This is a genomic window from Rhodococcus sp. JS3073, assembly GCF_026810085.1.
In the GTDB taxonomy this organism is placed as follows: Bacteria; Actinomycetota; Actinomycetes; order Mycobacteriales; family Mycobacteriaceae; genus Rhodococcus_F; species Rhodococcus_F wratislaviensis.
This window is the reverse complement of record NZ_CP113951.1, coordinates 2,631,096-2,648,111: the sequence shown is the minus strand read 5'-3', so window position 1 is coordinate 2,648,111 and position 17,016 is coordinate 2,631,096. Positions and strand designations below refer to the sequence as shown.

General features: G+C 68.5%; 15 protein-coding genes and 1 riboswitch. Of the genes, 7 read left to right on the top strand and 8 right to left on the bottom strand.

Translation table 11 applies throughout. From position 1 onward, the window contains the following. The first annotated feature begins 85 nt into the window (after positions 1-85). The 5 genes from OYT95_RS11850 to OYT95_RS11830 are packed head-to-tail and all read left to right on the top strand — an operon-like array spanning position 86 to position 7,858. On the top strand, positions 86-1,153 hold the full coding sequence (locus OYT95_RS11850) for a PhnD/SsuA/transferrin family substrate-binding protein (RefSeq protein WP_037234583.1): 1,068 nt from the start codon (positions 86-88) through the stop codon (positions 1,151-1,153). Then, the gene (locus OYT95_RS11845) at positions 1,150-2,019 is read left to right on the top strand and encodes an ABC transporter permease (RefSeq protein WP_268791534.1); all 870 of its coding nucleotides are present in this window, start codon (positions 1,150-1,152) and stop codon (positions 2,017-2,019) included. Before OYT95_RS11850 ends, OYT95_RS11845 begins: the two co-directional genes overlap by 4 nt. Next, positions 1,995-2,729 carry an ABC transporter ATP-binding protein gene (locus OYT95_RS11840; protein ID WP_037234578.1) on the top strand — a complete coding sequence of 245 codons (735 nt, stop codon included), beginning with the start codon at positions 1,995-1,997 and terminating at the stop codon, positions 2,727-2,729. The genes OYT95_RS11845 and OYT95_RS11840 overlap by 25 nt, the downstream gene beginning before the upstream one ends. A 12-nt stretch (positions 2,730-2,741) precedes the next feature. Beyond that, positions 2,742-4,103, top strand: coding sequence for an LLM class flavin-dependent oxidoreductase (locus OYT95_RS11835; protein ID WP_037234576.1), 1,362 nt, complete (start codon positions 2,742-2,744; stop codon positions 4,101-4,103). Continuing rightward, positions 4,100-7,858, top strand: coding sequence for an ABC transporter ATP-binding protein (locus OYT95_RS11830; protein ID WP_268791533.1), 3,759 nt, complete (start codon positions 4,100-4,102; stop codon positions 7,856-7,858). Before OYT95_RS11835 ends, OYT95_RS11830 begins: the two co-directional genes overlap by 4 nt. A gap of 42 nt (positions 7,859-7,900) precedes the next feature. Here OYT95_RS11830 and OYT95_RS11825 read toward each other — a convergent pair whose 3' ends face one another. Next, positions 7,901-8,884 (bottom strand): alpha/beta hydrolase, encoded by a 984-nt coding sequence (locus OYT95_RS11825; RefSeq protein WP_268791532.1) that lies wholly within the window; start codon positions 8,882-8,884, stop codon positions 7,901-7,903. 146 nt (positions 8,885-9,030) lie between these two features. After that, a complete protein-coding gene (locus OYT95_RS11820; protein ID WP_268791531.1) occupies positions 9,031-11,349 on the bottom strand; it encodes a helicase-associated domain-containing protein in 2,319 nt (772 codons plus the stop codon). A gap of 60 nt (positions 11,350-11,409) precedes the next feature. On the opposite strand from OYT95_RS11820, the gene OYT95_RS11815 reads away from it, so the two are divergent. Further along, entirely contained in the window at positions 11,410-11,598 is a 189-nt protein-coding gene (locus tag OYT95_RS11815) for a hypothetical protein (protein ID WP_025431899.1), read from the top strand. 67 nt (positions 11,599-11,665) lie between these two features. Here OYT95_RS11815 and OYT95_RS11810 read toward each other — a convergent pair whose 3' ends face one another. The 3 genes from OYT95_RS11810 to OYT95_RS11800 all read right to left on the bottom strand — a co-directional run bounded on the left by OYT95_RS11810 (position 11,666) and on the right by OYT95_RS11800 (position 13,351). Continuing rightward, a complete protein-coding gene (locus tag OYT95_RS11810; protein ID WP_037234566.1) occupies positions 11,666-12,247 on the bottom strand; it encodes a transglycosylase family protein in 582 nt (193 codons plus the stop codon). An 8-nt stretch (positions 12,248-12,255) separates the two neighbouring features. After that, positions 12,256-12,469: riboswitch (cyclic di-AMP (ydaO/yuaA leader) on the bottom strand. Between the two features lie 234 nt (positions 12,470-12,703). Next, positions 12,704-13,081, bottom strand: coding sequence for a YccF domain-containing protein (locus tag OYT95_RS11805; RefSeq protein WP_005244158.1), 378 nt, complete (start codon positions 13,079-13,081; stop codon positions 12,704-12,706). Between the two features lie 30 nt (positions 13,082-13,111). After that, positions 13,112-13,351: a hypothetical protein gene (locus OYT95_RS11800; protein ID WP_037234564.1), complete on the bottom strand. Its 240-nt coding sequence runs from the start codon at positions 13,349-13,351 to the stop codon at positions 13,112-13,114. Positions 13,352-13,504: 153 nt separating this feature from the next. Between OYT95_RS11800 and OYT95_RS11795 the strand changes: the two genes are divergently transcribed. Beyond that, the gene (locus tag OYT95_RS11795) at positions 13,505-13,915 is read left to right on the top strand and encodes a cold-shock protein (RefSeq protein ID WP_005255275.1); all 411 of its coding nucleotides are present in this window, start codon (positions 13,505-13,507) and stop codon (positions 13,913-13,915) included. A gap of 69 nt (positions 13,916-13,984) precedes the next feature. On the opposite strand, the gene OYT95_RS11790 is transcribed toward OYT95_RS11795, so the two are convergent. From OYT95_RS11790 to OYT95_RS11780, 3 genes are all read right to left on the bottom strand, one after another. Next, complete coding sequence (locus OYT95_RS11790) at positions 13,985-14,470, bottom strand: DUF2771 domain-containing protein (RefSeq protein ID WP_037234561.1); 486 nt, start codon at positions 14,468-14,470, stop codon at positions 13,985-13,987. A gap of 6 nt (positions 14,471-14,476) precedes the next feature. Beyond that, positions 14,477-16,147, bottom strand: a complete 1,671-nt coding sequence (locus OYT95_RS11785; protein ID WP_037234560.1) for an MFS transporter — start codon at positions 16,145-16,147, stop codon at positions 14,477-14,479. A 71-nt stretch (positions 16,148-16,218) separates the two neighbouring features. Next, the gene (locus tag OYT95_RS11780; protein ID WP_268791530.1) at positions 16,219-17,013 is read right to left on the bottom strand and encodes a glutaminyl-peptide cyclotransferase; all 795 of its coding nucleotides are present in this window, start codon (positions 17,011-17,013) and stop codon (positions 16,219-16,221) included. Positions 17,014-17,016 lie beyond the last annotated feature (3 nt).

Genomic DNA, 17,016 nt, shown 5'->3' with positions numbered 1-17,016 from the left:
TTCTTCCTTTCTCGCTCCTCTGCGGCACCCGACCGACCGTGTCCGGTGTGCCCGACCGGAGATCACATCCTTCGAAGGATCAATCATGTCCAGTTCACTCGTGTCTTCCGCCGGGTATCGGCGCCTCACCCGCGCCGCCTTCGCCGGCGTCGTGGCGCTCGGGCTCGCGTCCTGCTCGTCCGGTTCCTCCGGCGGGCTGTCTCTCGATGATGCTGTGCCCGATCAGGTTCCGGACGGAACCTCGCTCAGCGTGTCGATCAAGACCACCCGGCTTCAGCTCGAGGCGACCGACCAGCTCGCGGACCTCCCGTTCACCGTGTCGGACTGGCCGGACGTCAGTGCCGGTCCCGACGTGATCCAGGCCTTCCGGGGCAACGCGGTCGATCTGGCCACCAACGCCGCGATCCCGCCGATCCAGGCGCACGCCACCGGGCTCGACGCGAAGATCGTCGCGGTCCGGGAGAAGGAGCAGCCGCAGTACCTGCTGGCCACCGCTCCCGGCTCGGACATCACGGAACTGCCGGACCTGCGGGGCAAGAAGATCGCGTTCTCACCCGGGCAGGCCCAGGGCGTGGTGATCCTGCGAACGCTGAAGGCGCAGGGTCTGACCACGGAGGACGTCCAACTCGTCGAGCTCCCCAGCCCGCAGTTCCTCACCGCACTGCAGTCGAAGCAGGTGGACGTCGCGCCGCTGTCGGAGCCGACGGTGACGAAGTACCTGAACCAGTACGGGCCGGACGGAGCGAAGGCGTTGGCGACGAACGCCGTGGATGCGCTCACGGTGCTCTGGGCGCCGGTGGAGGTCCTCCAGGACCCGGCCAAGGCCGCGGCGATCAAGGCGTTCATTCCGTTCTGGGCGCGCGGGGAGATCTGGGCGTGGGAGAACCAGGACGCCTGGATCCAGAAGTACTACGTGGAGAGTGAACAGGTATCGGCCGAGGACGGGAAGCGCATCGTCGCCTCCGTCGGGCAGCGCCCGGTCTACCCGGCCAACTGGGACGCGGCCGTCGAGTGGACGCAGGACACCGTCCAACTGCTCTCCGATGCAGGCTATTTCAGCGAGTTCGATGCCAACGAGTTGTTCGACCGCCGATTCGAAACGGTCGCCGCTGACGCCGTTCCGGCCGAGTACCGGGGCGGTGTGCAGAAATGACCAGTACTCTCTCCGCGCCCGCAGCCGTACTGGCACGTACTGTCGCCCCCGGTGTCGAGAGGCCCGGGCCCGGCGCCGCCGATCGGCAGATCCGCCGGCTCGGGTTGCGTAAGGCGTTCCCGTTCGCCCGGCTTGCCGGTGTCCTGCTCCTCCTCGCGGTGTGGGCGGTGGGAAGCCTGACCGGCTTCATCGACGCACGAAAGCTGTCGGCGCCCTGGACCGTGGTCACCACGGCCGTCGACCTGATCTCCACGGGCATCCTGCAGGAACACGTCCTCGCGTCGTTGAGCCGTGCCGCCATCGGTTTCGCGTTCGGCGTGGTGATCGGTACGGCCCTGGCCGTCGTCGCCGGTCTGACGCGGTCCGGTGACGCGCTGATCGACGGGCCGATCCAGCTCAAACGTGCCATCCCGACGCTCGGCCTGATCCCGCTGCTGATCCTCTGGCTCGGCATCGGCGAGACGTTCAAGATCGTGATCATCGCGCTCGGTGTCGTCGTCCACATGTACATCCAGACGCACAACTCGTTGACGTCGATCGACAACCGCTACGTCGAACTCGCCGAGGTCCTCGGGTTGTCCCGGGCCACGTTCATCCGCAAGGTCGTATTGCCGGGTGCGATGCCGGGATTCTTTCTGGGACTGCGCCTCTCGGTGACCGGTGCCTGGCTCACCCTCATCGTCGTCGAGGGAATCAACGCGGTGACCGGTCTGGGGAAGATGATGTACAACGCGCAGAACTACGGACAGTCCGACGTGATTCTCGTGGGGCTCGCGGTCTACGGCATCTTCGGTCTCCTGTCCGACTCCGTCCTCCGCTACGTCGAAAGGCGGTCGCTGTCATGGCGCAAGACGCTCGCCGGCTAGAACCCGCCGCCGTGCAGGTGCGGTCCCTCGTCCGCGGATTCGGCGACAAGACCGTCCTCGACCGCCTGGACCTGGACATTCCCGAAGGCCAGTTCGTGGCCCTGCTCGGCAAGAGTGGGTCCGGCAAGAGCACGCTGCTCCGGGCGCTCGCCGGCCTCGACTACGACGTCGAGGGCCGCGGCGGAACCCTCACCGTGCCCGAGGAGGTGTCGGTGGCGTTCCAGGACTCACGGTTGCTGCCGTGGCTGAGGGTGCTGGACAACGTGACGCTCGGACTGGGCCGCACCGGCACGAGTAAGGGTGCGGCGGCCCTCGCGGAGGTGGGCCTCGCCGGTCGGGAGAAGGCGTGGCCCAGCGAATTGTCCGGCGGTGAACAACAGCGCGTGGCGCTGGCGCGAGCGCTGGTCCGCGAGCCCGAACTGTTCCTGGCCGACGAGCCCTTCGGGGCCCTCGACGCGCTGACCCGGATCAAGATGCACGCCCTCTTGCAGGAGTTGATCCGTCGCCACCGCCCGACCGTCCTGCTCGTCACCCACGATGTCGACGAAGCGATCGCGCTCGCCGACCGGGTGCTCGTTCTCGACCGCGGGCAGATCGTCGTCGACGAGATCATCGACATCCCGAAGCCGAGAGCGCTCGGCGACAGCAAGTTCCACGAGTTTCGCAACACGCTGCTCGGCGCCCTCGGCGTCGAGGTAGCGGCACAGTAAGGGAGTTACACCATGAGTTCGTCCCCACAGCGCCGGCTCCATCTCAACGCATTCCTGATGGCGATCGGCCACCACGAGGCCGCCTGGCGCCTGCCCGAGAGCGATGCGAACGCCAATCTCGATATCAAGCATTACATCTCGTTGGCGCAGACCGCCGAACGCGGAAAGTTCGACTCGGTGTTCCTCGCCGACAGCCCGGTGCTGTTCAGCAATCCGGAACGCAGGCCGAGCGGCAAGCTGGAGCCGACGATCATCCTCACGGCGATCTCCGCGGCCACCGAGAAGATCGGCCTGATCGCGACCGCGTCGACCAGCTACAACGAGCCGTACAACCTGGCGCGGCGGTTCGCGTCCCTCGACTTCGTCAGCGGCGGACGCGCAGGCTGGAACATCGTCACCACGGCCGGCGCCGATGCGGCGCAGAACTTCGGGCTCGACGACACTCCCGCACACCGGAGCCGGTACGAGCGGGCCGCGGAGTTCGTGGAGGTGTCCACCAAGCTGTGGGACAGCTGGGAGGACGACGCCATCGTCGCGGACAAGGAGGTCGCGATCCATGCCGACTCCGCCAAGGTGCACGTCATCGAACACGAGGGCCGGTTCTTCAAGGTGCGGGGACCACTCAACGTGCCGCGGTCGCCGCAGGGATACCCGCTGCTCGTGCAGGCGGGATCGTCCGAGGACGGAAAGGATTTCGCCGCCCGGTACTCGGAGGCCATCTTCACCGCCCAGCCCACCCTGGACGAGGGGAAGGCGTTCTACGCGGACGTCAAGGACCGTGTCGCGAAACTGGGCCGGGACCCCGAGCAGGTGCTGATCCTGCCCGGCATCGTGCCGGTCATCGGGGACACCGAAGAGGAGGCCCGCGAACTCGAGGCCGAATTGGAAAGGTTGATCTCGCCGGAATACGCCCGCAAGCAGCTGGCGCAGCGGTTCAATCTCGAACCGGAGCAACTCCCGCTCGACGAGCAACTTCCCGAGGACTTGCCGTCCGAGGACGAGATCGAGGGCGCGAAGAGCCGGTACACGCTGATCGTGGACCTCGCCCGCCGCGAAAAGCTCACGGTCCGGCAGCTGATCGGGCGACTCGGTGGTGGTCGCGGTCACCGCACGTTCGCGGGCACCCCGCTGCAGGTGGCCGACACGATCGAGTACTGGTTCCGGAACGGCGCCGCCGACGGTTTCAACATCATGCCCGCGGTCCTCCCGTCCGGGTTGGAGAAGTTCGTCGACTCCGTGGTCCCGATTCTGCAGGAACGCGGACTCTTCCGCACCGACTACACCGAGACCACGCTGCGCGGGCACTACGGTTTGCCGCGGCCCGCCAATCAATTTGCGGTCGAGAAGGATTCCACGCTGGTGTCTGCGCAGTGACGACGGGAGCTCCGGGGGAGAACGCCGGCTGGCTGCGGTACCTGTTCGGATACTGTCTGCGTCAGCGGCGCAATCTCGTTCTCGCGTACGGGGCGGCGGCGGTGGCGCCCGCCGCCACCGCCACCATTCCGCTGGCCGTCCGGCACGTGATCGACAATGCCGCGGTAGACACGAATCATGCACTGGCGCCGTGGATCGCGGTGCTCATCGCCCTCGCATCGCTCCGTTTCGCCGCCGCCTACACGCGACGGTACCGGTCCGGGCAGCTGTCCCTCGGGGTGCAGTACGACCTGCGGGGCGACGCCTTCCGATCCCTGCTGCGGCTGGACGGCGTCAAGCAGGACGGACTGCAGACAGGGCAGGTGGTCAGCCGGTCGATCTCGGACATCACGCTGATCCAGATGCTCCTGCAGTTACTGCCGCACATGGCAGGGAACCTGCTGATGTTCGCGATCTCCCTGGCCGTGATGGCCGTGCTGTCGCCGATCCTCACCCTGGTCGCTCTCGCCGTCCTGCCTGCGCTGTGGTTCATCTCCATGCGTAGTCGCGTCGACCTGTTTCCCGCCAACTGGCACGCCCAGGAACAGGCAGCGATCGTGGCCGGGGGAGTCGAAGCCGCCGTCACCGGGGTGCGCGTCGTCAAGGGATTCGGCCAGGAAGGCCGCGAACTCGAAGACCTCGAGAAGCGGGCCGGCGACCTGTTCCGATCCCGGCTGCGCGTCGCACGCCTGACCAGCCGGTACAACCCTGCACTGCAGGCGGTCCCGATGCTCGGGCAGGCACTGGTCCTGGCGCTCGGAGGATGGCTCGCGCTGCACGGCACGCTGTCGCTCGGCACGTTCGTCGCCTTCACCACGTACCTGGCGTCGTTCGCCTCGCCCGTGCGACAGCTCGCGACGCTGCTGACCGTGAGCCAACAGGGCCGGGCGAGCGTCGAGCGCGTCCGCGAGGTGATCGACAACGCCCCGGCAGTCACGACCCCACCCGGCGCCGTGGACCTGCCAGATGGGCCGCTCGAGGTCGTGTTCGACGACGTGGCCTTCGGATACGATCCGTCGAACCGCCTACTCGACGGACTGTCGCTGCGGATCGCACCGGGGGAGACGGTGGCGGTCGTCGGTGCCGCCGGGTCGGGAAAGTCGACTCTGGCCATGCTCGTTCCGCGGTTGTACGACGCCGACGCGGGTGCGGTCACCGTCGGGGGGATCGACACCCGCCGGCTGTCGCTCGAATCGCTGCGCTCCGCGCTCGGCGTCGTCTTCGAAGACAGCTACCTGATGTCCGAGACAATCCGCGCCAACGTGTCCTACGGCCGGCCGGATGCCGACGAGACACTGGTGCGTGAGGCGCTCCGAGTGGTGCAGGCGGAGGAATTCGTCGACGCGCTTCCGGACGGGCTCGACACCGTCGTGGGGGAGCAGGGGGTGACGTTGTCGGGTGGTCAGCGGCAGCGGATCGCCCTCGCCCGAGCATTGGTGACCGATCCGCGGATCCTGGTGCTCGACGACGCGACATCGGCGGTCGACGCCCGTGTCGAGGCCGCCATCCACCACGAACTGTGCGTCGCGACCAGCGAACGGACCACCCTGATCATTGCGCATCGCCGGTCGACGCTCGCGTTGGCGGACCGCATCGCGGTCCTGGCGGACGGTCGCATCGTCGATGTGGGCACGAGCGCCGAACTCGACGAGCGGTGCCCGCTGTTCCGCGCGCTGCTGTCGAGCGCGGACGACGTGACCGCTCCGGACCCGTCACCCGACCCGCCGGACGTCGACGGTGTCACCGCCGAACTGTGGCGCCGGGAGGACGGCGACGAGGCATCCGGGATGTTCGACGCCAGAGCCGCAGCGGCTTTCGCGACCGCGGCCGCGGGCGCCAGTGGACCGTCGCGCGGAGGCGCGTCGGGCGGAATCCTCTCGTCGGCGCCGCCCAGCCCCGAAGTCATGGCTCGGCTCGACGACCTGCCGCCACTCACAGGCGACCCGGACGTCGCCGCGGACGAGGCCAGGGCCGCCGACCCGGCGTTCGGGCTCGGCTCGCTGCTGCGGCCGCTTCTCCTGCCGCTGGGCGCGGGCTTGGCGCTCGTCGGGCTCGACGCCGTCGCGCAGATCGCGGTGCCGGTCCTCGTCCGTACCGGGGTGGATCGGGGAGTGCTGCAAGGCGCCCGCGACCTGCTGCTGCTCGCGGCGGCCGCGACCATTCTGGTGGTGCTGCTGGACTGGGCCGTCAACATCGCCCAGGCGCGGGTCACCGGGCGGACGGGCGAACGGCTGCTGTACACGTTGCGGGTCAAGACGTTCGCGCAACTACAGCGGCTCGGTCTGCAGTACTACGAACGAGAACTGGCCGGCCGGATCATGACACGCATGACCACCGATGTCGACAGTCTGTCCAACTTCCTGCAGACGGGTCTGGCCACGGCGGTGGTCAGCGCGCTGACGATCTCCGGTGTTCTCGTGGCACTCCTGGTGATCGATGCGGAACTTGCCCTCGTGCTGGTCCTCGTGGTGCCCATCCTCGTCGCGGCCACCGTGGTGTTCCGCCGAAAGTCCGTGCCCGCCTACGCGGAGGCCCGTGATCGCGTCGGGATCGTCAACGCCTATCTGCAGGAGAATGTGACGAATATCCGCGTCACGCAGGCATTTCGGCGCGAAGACTACAACGCGGTCCAGTTCGCCCGGCGGGCCTGGGACTTCCGGGAGTCGCGGCTACGGGCCCAGCGGTACATGGCCCTGTACTTTCCGTTCGTCGAGTTCCTGTCGGTGGTGGCGACCGGGCTGGTGCTCGCGGCCGGTACGGCGCGGATCCATGCAGGGTCACTCACCGTCGGCACCCTGATTGCCTTCGTGCTCTACGTCGAACTGTTCTTCGCTCCCGTGCAACAGCTTTCGCAGGTGTTCGACGGGTATCAGCAGGCGGTGATCGGGCTGGGCCGACTGCGGGGGCTGATGAGGACACCGACCACCACCCCGCAGACGGACGATCCGATCGTCCTCGACCGCATCCAGGGCGGAATCGTGTTCGACGACGTCCACTTCGCGTACGAGTCCGGCAAGGGAGAGGCCCTGCGAGGGGTAGCGCTTCGCATCGAACCGGGCGAGACCGTCGCCCTCGTAGGTCAGACCGGCGCGGGCAAGTCGACGGTGCTCAAGCTGCTCGCCCGGTTCTACGACCCGACGGAGGGCGCGGTGCGGGTGGACGGCATCGACACCCGGTCGCTCGACCTCGCGTCGTTCCGGCAGCGACTCGGTGTGGTTCCGCAGGAGCCGCATCTGTTCGGCGCCACCGTCCGCGACGCCGTCGCCTACGGGCGCCCCGACGCGTCGGACGCGCAGGTCGAGGCCGCCAGCCGAGCGGTCGGGGCGCACGAGATGGTGTCCGGGCTCGCCCTCGGATACCTGCAGCCGATCGGGGAGCACGGGCGCAACCTGTCGGCCGGACAACGCCAGCTGCTGGCACTCGCCCGCGCCGAACTGGTGGACCCCGACATCCTGCTGCTGGACGAGGCCACGGCGTCACTGGACCTGGCCACCGAGGACCGCGTCCGGCTCGCGACCGAGAACCTGTCCCGGCGGCGCACCACCGTCGTCGTGGCGCACCGGTTGAGCACCGCGGCGCGAGCCGACCGGGTGGTGGTCCTCGACGGCGGACGGGTCGCGGAAGTCGGGACGCACGAGGAGCTACTGGAACGAGGGGGCGTCTACCGCGAGCTCTGGGACGCCTATGCGGCTTCGCCGCCCGTGAGTACTTATTAACCGCCGGACGTTAATAAGTACTCACGGGGCCGGAGGCCACGGTCAGGCGCCGATCGACGCTTTCATCATCGGCAGCATGGCCCACAGCTGGTCCTGCCAGTATCCCCAGCTGTGGGTTCCCGTCGCCGGAAAGTCGTAGTGCGCGGGAATGCCGAGGGTGTCGAGCCGCACCTGGAACGCACGGTTCTGGGCCAGCGCGATGGCCTCGAGGCCCATGCCGGTTCCGACGTTGAACACGTCGATGGCTGATTGCGGCTGATCGTGCGGGCCCGGGAGGCCGGCGCCCGCCGAGACCCACATCGGTAGTCCGCGCAGCAGCGGCGCGGCGACGAACGGATCGTTGCGGAGCCACGCCGGATCCCACGGCGGACCCCACATGCAGTCGGAGTTGTAGCCGCCGGAGTCGAGCATCGCCACCCGGATCGCCTCACGCATGCCCGGCGCCGACAGGTTCAGGTACCCCGACATCGAGCCGGCGAACGTGAACTGGTCGCGGTGGTAGGCGGCGAGGATCAACGCCGCGTTGCCGCCCATCGACAGTCCGGCGATGGCGTTGCTGGTGCGGCTGATGCCGTAGTTGTTCGCCAGGAAATCGGGCAGGTTCTGAGTGAGGAAGGACTCCCACTTGTAGGTGTACGGCTGACCGTTGGTGTTGCTGGGCGCGTACCAGTCCGTATAGAAGCTGGACTGCCCGCCGACCGGTTCGACCACGGTGATCCCGTGATCGGACAGCCACGCGGCGTTGGTCTCGTGCTCCCACCCGCTGACGTCGTTGGTCGCGCGGAGGCCGTCGAGGAGGTACAGGGCCTTGTTGCTGCCGTTGTTCGCAAGCCACATGCGTACTTTGATCTGCCCGACCCCGCCGGGGGCGTCGACCCAGTGCTCGCGCAGACGGCTGTACGGGTCTGCGGACGCCGTTCCGCCGCCGACGAGGACGAACGCCAGCGGCAGGATCACCACGGCAACCATGAGCCGGACGACGCTTCGTAACCAACCATGTGACGGCTTCGTTGCAGTGACAATCACGGTTCTGCCTCCTGGTAATCGTCCCCGGCCAGGTACATACCAGCATCACGGTATTGCGCGCCCCGGAATTCCTCGGCGTTTGCGCAGAATCGTTATCTGACCCGTGAGTACTTGTTAACCGCCCGTGGTTAACAAGTACTCACGGGTCAGACGACGCGGGCGACCGACGTGATGCGGTGGAGGGTGAACCGCCGGACCGCGCCGCTCGCCGGGTCGAACGCGTCGAGCTGACCGCCGCCGACGCTCACGGGATCGACGATGCGGTGCGTCGCCACGCCCTGCGCGTCGACGTACCCGATGGTCACGCTGGTGCGTTCCCGCGCCGCCGCGTTGAGCAGGGCGATGGTCGCGGCGCTGCTGGCGCGCGACCCGTCGGACCGGATGCTGCCGGAACCCTTGGCCGACGCGGCCAGGTCACCTGCGCGGAGAGTTCGGACGACCGCGTCGAGCTGGGCATCCGTGGCGACGGCCGGGGTGCGGCCGGCGGGAGCCTTGCGCCGGGTCAGGACCCGGGCGCCGCGGGGACGCAGGTCGACCAGGGCGCCGGACGAGTCCTCGCCTGCGGGCGCGAAACCGGCAGCCCGCAGTTCGCCCAGTACTTCCCGCAGCGGTGCCTGCGACACCGCGACCGTCGGAGCCAACGCGCGCAGGGCCAAAGATGCAGCGACCGGCGACGCCAGGACTTCCGCGAGCAGCGTGGGGTCCTCGCAGCGGACGAACGACGCCGCGACTCCCGCCCGGAGCCGGCCGTGCCGTCTCGCGACGTCGTCGATCAGATACGACAGCGACTGCGGAACGGGTGTGCGCGACCGGGTGGCGAACAGGCTGTGCAGTTCGGCTGCCGTCATCCCGACGTCGAGGGCGCGCCGGACGCTGTCTTCGCTGATCCGGTACATCGACGCCGCACCGGCGGATTCGATGTCCGCGACCAGGGTGATCTGCTCGAGCAGCTCCGGTGTCAGCGGTCCGGGGGCGACGACGGTGAGGTCGGCCTGGACGAGGACGTGGTCGACGGGTTCGGGCAGCGACGCGTGCATCTCGGCCTCGGCGTCGCCGCCGTGGAGCAGTGCGCGTCCGGGTGAGCTGAGTGCCCCGCGGGCGACGAGTCCGAGCGTCGCGGCCTCGTCGAGGGTGCGATCCACCGCGTGGACCCGCAGCCGGGCACCCCAGCGGGGGCGACGCCACGCCAGCAGTCGGCTGACCTCCGCGGGATCCGCAGAGTGTCCGCTGCCCAGCTCCGCCAGCAATCCGAGGATCGCCTGCCGGTCGCGCGGCGCGGACGGCGCGCGCACTTCCTCGGACAGCGCGGCGACCGGTTTGTCGTTGGCGTCGCGCATGCCGATGAACCACGCCATGCGCGGCAGTTCCAGCCACGCCGCGGCCAGAGCGTGCCACCGCCGGGCGACCGGCGCCGTGAGCCAGTTGTCGACCGCGGTGGTCGGGGCCCAGTAGTTCTCCCCGCTGTCGGTCGTCGGGGCCGGGTCCGGGGTGCCGCTCGCGATCAGTCCCGCGGCAGAGAGAAGTTCGACGAGCAGGCTCAGCCTGTTCTCGTCGATGCCGGACGTCTTGGCGATCCGCCGCAGTTCGCGGACACCGAGACCACCCGCCCGCAGCGCGGGCGCCGGGACCTCGCCGAGAGCCTTGACGACGTCCTCGCAGTGGCGAACCAGTTCGAGCGCTTCACCTGCCGCGGCGGCATTGATGTCGGTCGGCTTGTGCTTACGGCCGGTCACGGTGGGAGGGGCCAGCGAGGTGGGGTCGAAGACGGCCTCCCCGCGCAGGACCTGCCGCACCTGATAGGGCAGTTCGACGGTTTCCTCGTCGATCCACCGCAGCAGCCCGGCGGCGAGGAGCCGCTGCACGGGACGGTCGGGGGGTGTTCCGGGGGCCGCGTCCCGGGTCCGTCCGATCGAACTCGACTTCGACAGCGTCTCGAGGATGTCCCGCTCGACGCTCTGCAGGCCGGCCAGCGCGGCCGTGATCCCGGGTTCGTCGAGCGTCTCGACGGGTTCGGCGCTGCGCCCGACCCGCCACGGGATGGTGGCCACGACAGCGGGAACGATGCGCAGCGACGTCTTGTCACCCCAGACGATCCCCACGGACCGCAGGCCGTCCAGCGTGGCGTCGACGGTCTTCTTCGTCGCCCGCGACCCCACCGCATCCTGCAGGGTGGCCCGCGGCACGGCGACCTCGTCGGCCCGTTCGAGCGCCAGGAGTTCGAGGATGCCGAAGTCCAGCGACGTCAGGTTGTCGGCCGCGCGGGCCACCGATGCCCGCTGTTCGGCGCGGCCGGCGAGGACGACGATCGTGGCCGGCGGTGGGACCGCCAGGTCGGGGCGCTTGCGGAGCAGATCCGTCAGTTCGGCGTCGCTGCGCGCGGCCAGCCAATCCGCGAGGGTCGCGGCGCCGCGGGGGGAGGCAGCGGTGCCGTTGGTGCTCGCGGTGGCGTCGTCGGTGTCGGTCATCGACTATCAGATTAGAGACCTGGGCTGTACGTCGCCGAACGCTCCTGTCAAAATGGCACCGTGGCTAACAATTCGAAGAAGCAGTACGTGGATCCAGGGTGGCCCGAAACCGCCGATGGAGATAGCGCCGTGACCGAACTGTCGTCGAGCCGTGCGGGCGGATTGTCCCCGTTCGGCGAGGACACCGAGTTCCCGCTACCGGCGGACTCGCTGCCCTACGCGCATCCGCACACCGTGATCAACCGCTGACCCGACGACAGAAGAGGGGCCCTGCACCGGATCGGTGCAGGGCCCCTCTTCTGTGAATTGCGGGGGATTACTGCGGGAGCAGTCCCTTGTTCGCGTCGATGAGCTGCAGGATCTGGGGATCGATCGCGATGCCCTGAGCCTTGACGGCCTCGATCGCGTTGTCGACGACACCGGCGTACTGCGAGGTGCCGTTGGTGCTGGGGACGCCGCCCGTGAGGTCGGGGAGTGCCGGCGCCGCGGGGGCCTCGGGCACGGTGGCGGGGGCGTTGCGCTGGGTGGGTGCGCTGCTCAGGCCGAGGCTCGAGGAGCAGGACGGCCATGCGCCCCAACCCTGGGAGTCGAGGACCTTCTCGGCGACGACGATCTGCTCTTCACGCGAGGCCTGGTTGGCGGTGGCGGCGTACTGGGTTCCGCCGTGTGCGTTCCAGGTGCTCGGGGAGAACTGGAGTCCGCCCTGGAAGCCGTTTCCGGTGTTGATGCCCCAGTTTCCGCCGGACTCGCACTGCGCGAGGCGGTCCCAGTCGGAGTCGGGTGCCGCGTTCGCGGTGCCCGAGAAGGCTGCTCCGGCGACGCCCATGATGGCGCCGGTGACGGCGACCTTGGCGACGGTGCGGCCGGTGGTGGTGGGCTTGCGATGGCGTCCGCTCATAGTGGTCGAGATCCTCTCCACACGCGCCTGCGAGGTCAGCTGTCGGGTTCGGGCTGAGAGGTCGCCCGGCCTCGCCTCTCCTGGCTGGAGAGGGTCTGGCTTCACCCCAAGATCCGAGTGTGCGAGGCACATCCGGACCGGTGTCCGTCTGAGAACTTGCGTTCCCTGGAGGACTTTGGGTCCCCCGTCCTCGTCCCTGGAATGCTTCGTCGGGACTCCGGTACCCGCGGGACGAGGCTTGGCGCGGCGGGCCGGATGTGGCCGATGTTTCCTCGGCCGGTGACGACGGTAACGGGCCGAGGCCGCAGTGTCACCATTTGATAACGCGGAGTGTCTTCGCCTGTTGCGGGGCCTCATTGGGCGCGCAGAGACTCTTCCCAGCTAGTGGGGACAAGTCGTGCGTATCGCCGAGCCGTTGCCCTTCCGTTACCGGGCCGTTATGTGAGGAAGCTCACATCACTGGGGAGCGTCGACGATGTCCTTGCCGAGGGGCATCAGCGAGATGGGAATCATCTTGAGATTCGCGACCGCGAGCGGGATCCCGATGATCGTGATCGCCATGGCGATTGCCGTCACGACGTGCCCGATCGCGAGCCACAGACCAGCAATGACGAACCAGATGACGTTACCGATCAGCGAGGCCACACCGGCCGTCGGCTTGTCGACCACGGTCTTCCCGAACGGCCACAGTGCGTAGACGCCGACTCGGAACGACGCGATGCCGAACGGGATCGTGATGATCAGGATGCAGCAGAGGATTCCCGCGACGAAATACCCCAGCGCCAGCCACAAACCGCCGAAGATCAGCCAGATGATGTTGAGCAGAATTCTCATGATCGTCCCATCGGTCGGTGGTCGGGTGTGTCAGCGCGAGCGTCTGCCCTGCCTCAGTGCCGCGACGATTCCGAGGAGGAATCCGATCGGGCACGCGAGGGCGACGAGATAGAGAACGAGGCCCGGTTCGGAATCGGAGAGCACCGGGGTCAGGAAGATCGCCACGATCGCGACGAAGCCGATCGCGAAGAAGGCGAGCGCGACGCGCAGTAGTCCGTCGCCCCTCCGGGGCGTGTGAGGAGTGCTCGAAGGAGTCGATTCGTGGGCCACACCAGCAACGATAGTGCCTGGAAACCCGAATGCCGGAGGGGGTGTCTGCAAGGTAGACTGTGGGCACTGCGCGTCCCGCACCAGAGGTGGGGCGCGCTGTTTTGCATACCAAGTGCAACCAACTGCACTCCAAGTGATGAGCGGGTGAACGCGGTGCCGACCGGCAAGGTGAAGTGGTACGACGTCGAAAAGGGCTTCGGCTTTCTGTCGCAGGAGGAGGGGGAGGACGTCTATGTGCGTTCGTCCGCTCTTCCCGAGGGCGTCGAGGGCCTCAAGGCCGGCCAGCGTGTCGAGTTCGGCATGGCCGCCGGTCGACGCGGACCCCAGGCGCTGAGCCTGAAGGTGCTCGACCCGGCGCCGTCGCTGCGTCAGAACGCCGCGCGTAAGGAACCGTCCGCCAAGAAGCACACGCCGGACGAACTCCACGGCATGGTCGAGGACATGATCACGCTGCTCGAGGCGAAGGTCCAGCCCGACCTGCGCAAGGGCAAGTACCCGGACCGCAAGACCGCCCAGCGGATCTCCGAGGTGGTCCGCGCCGTCGCGCGCGAGCTCGACAGCTGATTCGACCGACGAATAGACGAATAAAGGCCCCGCGCTTCGGCGCGGGGCCTTTCTTCGTGAGGGGTCGTTCTAGGCGGTCTTGATCGACCAGGCGGCCCGGGCCTGCGTGAGCCCCTGCTCGTCGATGACGGCGGACGGCAGCTGGATCTCGACGCCCGCCAGCTGCAGGTCCTCCGAGGACGGCACGGTCACGGCGCGGGTCTCACCGGCGCGGTGAGCCTGTTCCTGGACGATGACCTGTCCCGACGCGTCCTGGTAGACGACGAGCATGCGCCACGGCGCCTCGACGATCTCCTGCGGCAACGACAGCTGCAGCGCGGATCCGGGCGGCACGTCGAGTTCGGCGAGGTCTCCGGTTGTGCAGTCCTCGAGATACAGGTTGCAGTACGCCAGCGGGGGGACCTGCTCGGCCCGGTTGTGCGCGAAGGCCGTGATCTCGGGCAGGCGGGGCGAGGAGTTGCGGACGAGTGCGTACAGGACTCCGACGAAGGCCACCAGGACCACCATCAGCCCCACTGCAATCAGTGCCAGGATCTTCTTGGTTCGCGCCTGCATTCTCACTTACTTCACATTTCCTGTCGATCGGTCGGCCCGGTGGGTCGAGTGGGGCTCGGTCACTTCTTGTTCGGCCAGGTCGGGACGTTTTCCGCCGAGCCCGGGCAGGAGGGTGCTCCCGCGGTAGGTGAGGACGGTCTGGACGAGCCCGATGGTCATGACGGCAGAGACCACGGAGAATCCGATCCAGTATTCGGTGGGCAGGAGGACGCCCAGCGCGCCGCCCACCACCCAGCTCAGCTGTAGGACCGTCTCCGATCTGCCGAATCCGGACGCGATCGATTCCTCGGGCAGGTCGTGCTGCAGCGAGGCGTCCAGCGACACCTTGGCCAGGGCGCTGGCCGCCGACGCGACGAGGGTTGCCAGGGCGGCGGTCAGCAGGTTGTCGGTGATCGCGGCGAGGACGGCGATGATCCACACGGCACCCGTGCAGCGCAGCACGATGAGGGCGGGGCGGCCGAGCTTGATCCGGGCGCCTGCGGCGTTGCCGGCGAAGTTGCCGATGCCTGCGGCGGCGCCGACCAGGCCGAGCATGGCGGCCTGCACGAGCGGCTCGTGGTCGGTTCTCGACTTCGCGACGAACGCGATGTACAGCGTGAGGAACCCGGTGAGCACGCGGATGGTGCTGTTTCCCCACAACCCGGTGATGACCGCGCGGCCGAGCGGTTGCCTGCGTTTACCGGATTTCGCGGTGGCAGGCGCCTCGGGCTGCAGCACCCGGGTGCGTCCCAAGACCTCGGTCGGGTGTTCGTCGCCGTGGTACGTGAGGGTGGCGGGGACCTCACCCTCGGTGACCTCGACCCACGACGGGATCCGCATGCTGAGGTATGCGCCGAGTGCAGTGATGACGGCCGCGAACCACAACGCGCCGACGGACCCGGTGGCCATGGCGAGACCACCCGCGAGGGCGCCGGCGCCGATGGTTCCGCCGAGAAGTCCGAACACGGTGAGCCGGGAGTTGACCCGCACCAGGTCGATCTCCGGTGGCAGCACACGTGGTGTGACCGCACTCTTGAGCACCGAGAAGGACTTGCTGAGCACCATCATTCCGAGGGCGGCCGGATACAGCACCCAGCTGTCGAAGTTGAAGACGAGAACGATCGCCAGGATCGTCCGGAGGCCGAACGACGTGGCCAGTGCGACGCGTCGGCCGTGCTGGAGCCGGTCGAGCATCGGACCGATCAGCGGAGCGATGACGGCGAACGGGGCGATGGTGATCAGAAGGTACAGCGCGACCTTCGTCTTGTCCTCGCCCGTCGCGGCCGAGAAGAAGAGGGTGTTCGCCAGGGCGACGGCGATGGCCGCGTCGGTGGCGTTGTTGGCCATCACCGCATAGGTGAGCGCGGTCAGACCCGACTTGTCCGCTCCGTCCGCCTTGGCCGCGCGATGGAACGTCGCGATGCCCTTGTTGGTCAGTTCCCGGCTGCGCATCGCCGCGACCCGGGTGACGGTGAGTTTGCGCGGCATCGGCGGCGCCTTGGGGGCGTCGGCCCGCTCCTCGTCGGAACGGGGACGCTGCCCGCCGCCGACCGGATGGAGGGGTGGGAGCGGTGTGCGTCGACCTCCCGAGCGTGCGGCCGGCGGGTATTTGTCGTAGCCGGGATGAACGGGGGGCCCGGAATTCTCGTCAGGAGCCCGACCGCCGTCAGGCTCGTAGGGTTCGCGCGGTCCGGTCACTCCCTAATTCTGTCCTAGTCGGGAGACATGCGACCACAGCAACCCCGGCCAATGCTGGTCAGATCGGCCTGTCAGGGAACGAACCGCACCTCGAACATGCGCGGCCAGTACTTTCCGGTGACGAGGAAGCGGTCCGTTCCCGGGATCTGGGCGATGCCGTTGAGGACGTCGACGTCCCGCGGGCCCGGCGGAAGCGCGTCGCGGAGGGCCGAGGCGTCGACCTCCGCGGTGACCCGCCCGTCCGAGGGATCGATGCGGACGAGGGTGTCGGTGGTCCAGACGTTCGCGTAGATCGCGCCGTCGTCCGCGCAGTCGAGTTCGTTGAGGCGGGACAGGGGGCTTCCGTCGTGCACTGCCTGCACGGTGCGCCGGGGTTCGAACGTGACCGGGTCGCGGAACGTGAGGGTGGGTGAGCCGTCACTGGTGACGAGGGCGTCGGGCAACGCGCAGATGCCCCACCCTTCGCCGTCGAACGGGACCCGCCGCTGTTCGGCGAGTGTCGCGCGATCCCGGGCGACGGCCACCCCGTCGCGCCACGTCAGCTGCCAGACCGTGCCGCCGTTCACCGTGATGCCCTCGCCGAACAGGGGCGACGGCAGGTCCGCGCGCGCCCGGACGGTGCCGCTGTCGAGGTCGGTGGCCTGTACCCAGGACTCACCGGGGCGACCGGTGCCCTCGAGCAATTCGGCGCCGTCGATCTCGAGTCCCTGGGTGAACGCATTCGGGTCGTGGTCGAGGGTGCGGAGGATCTCCACGCGAAGGTCCGCGCCGGACGCGCCCGCCGCCACGGGACTCTGCGGGGAGCACGCGGTGACCATCCACGCCACCGCGAGCAGGGCTGGGACGAGGTGCCTCCGGCCGGTCATCGG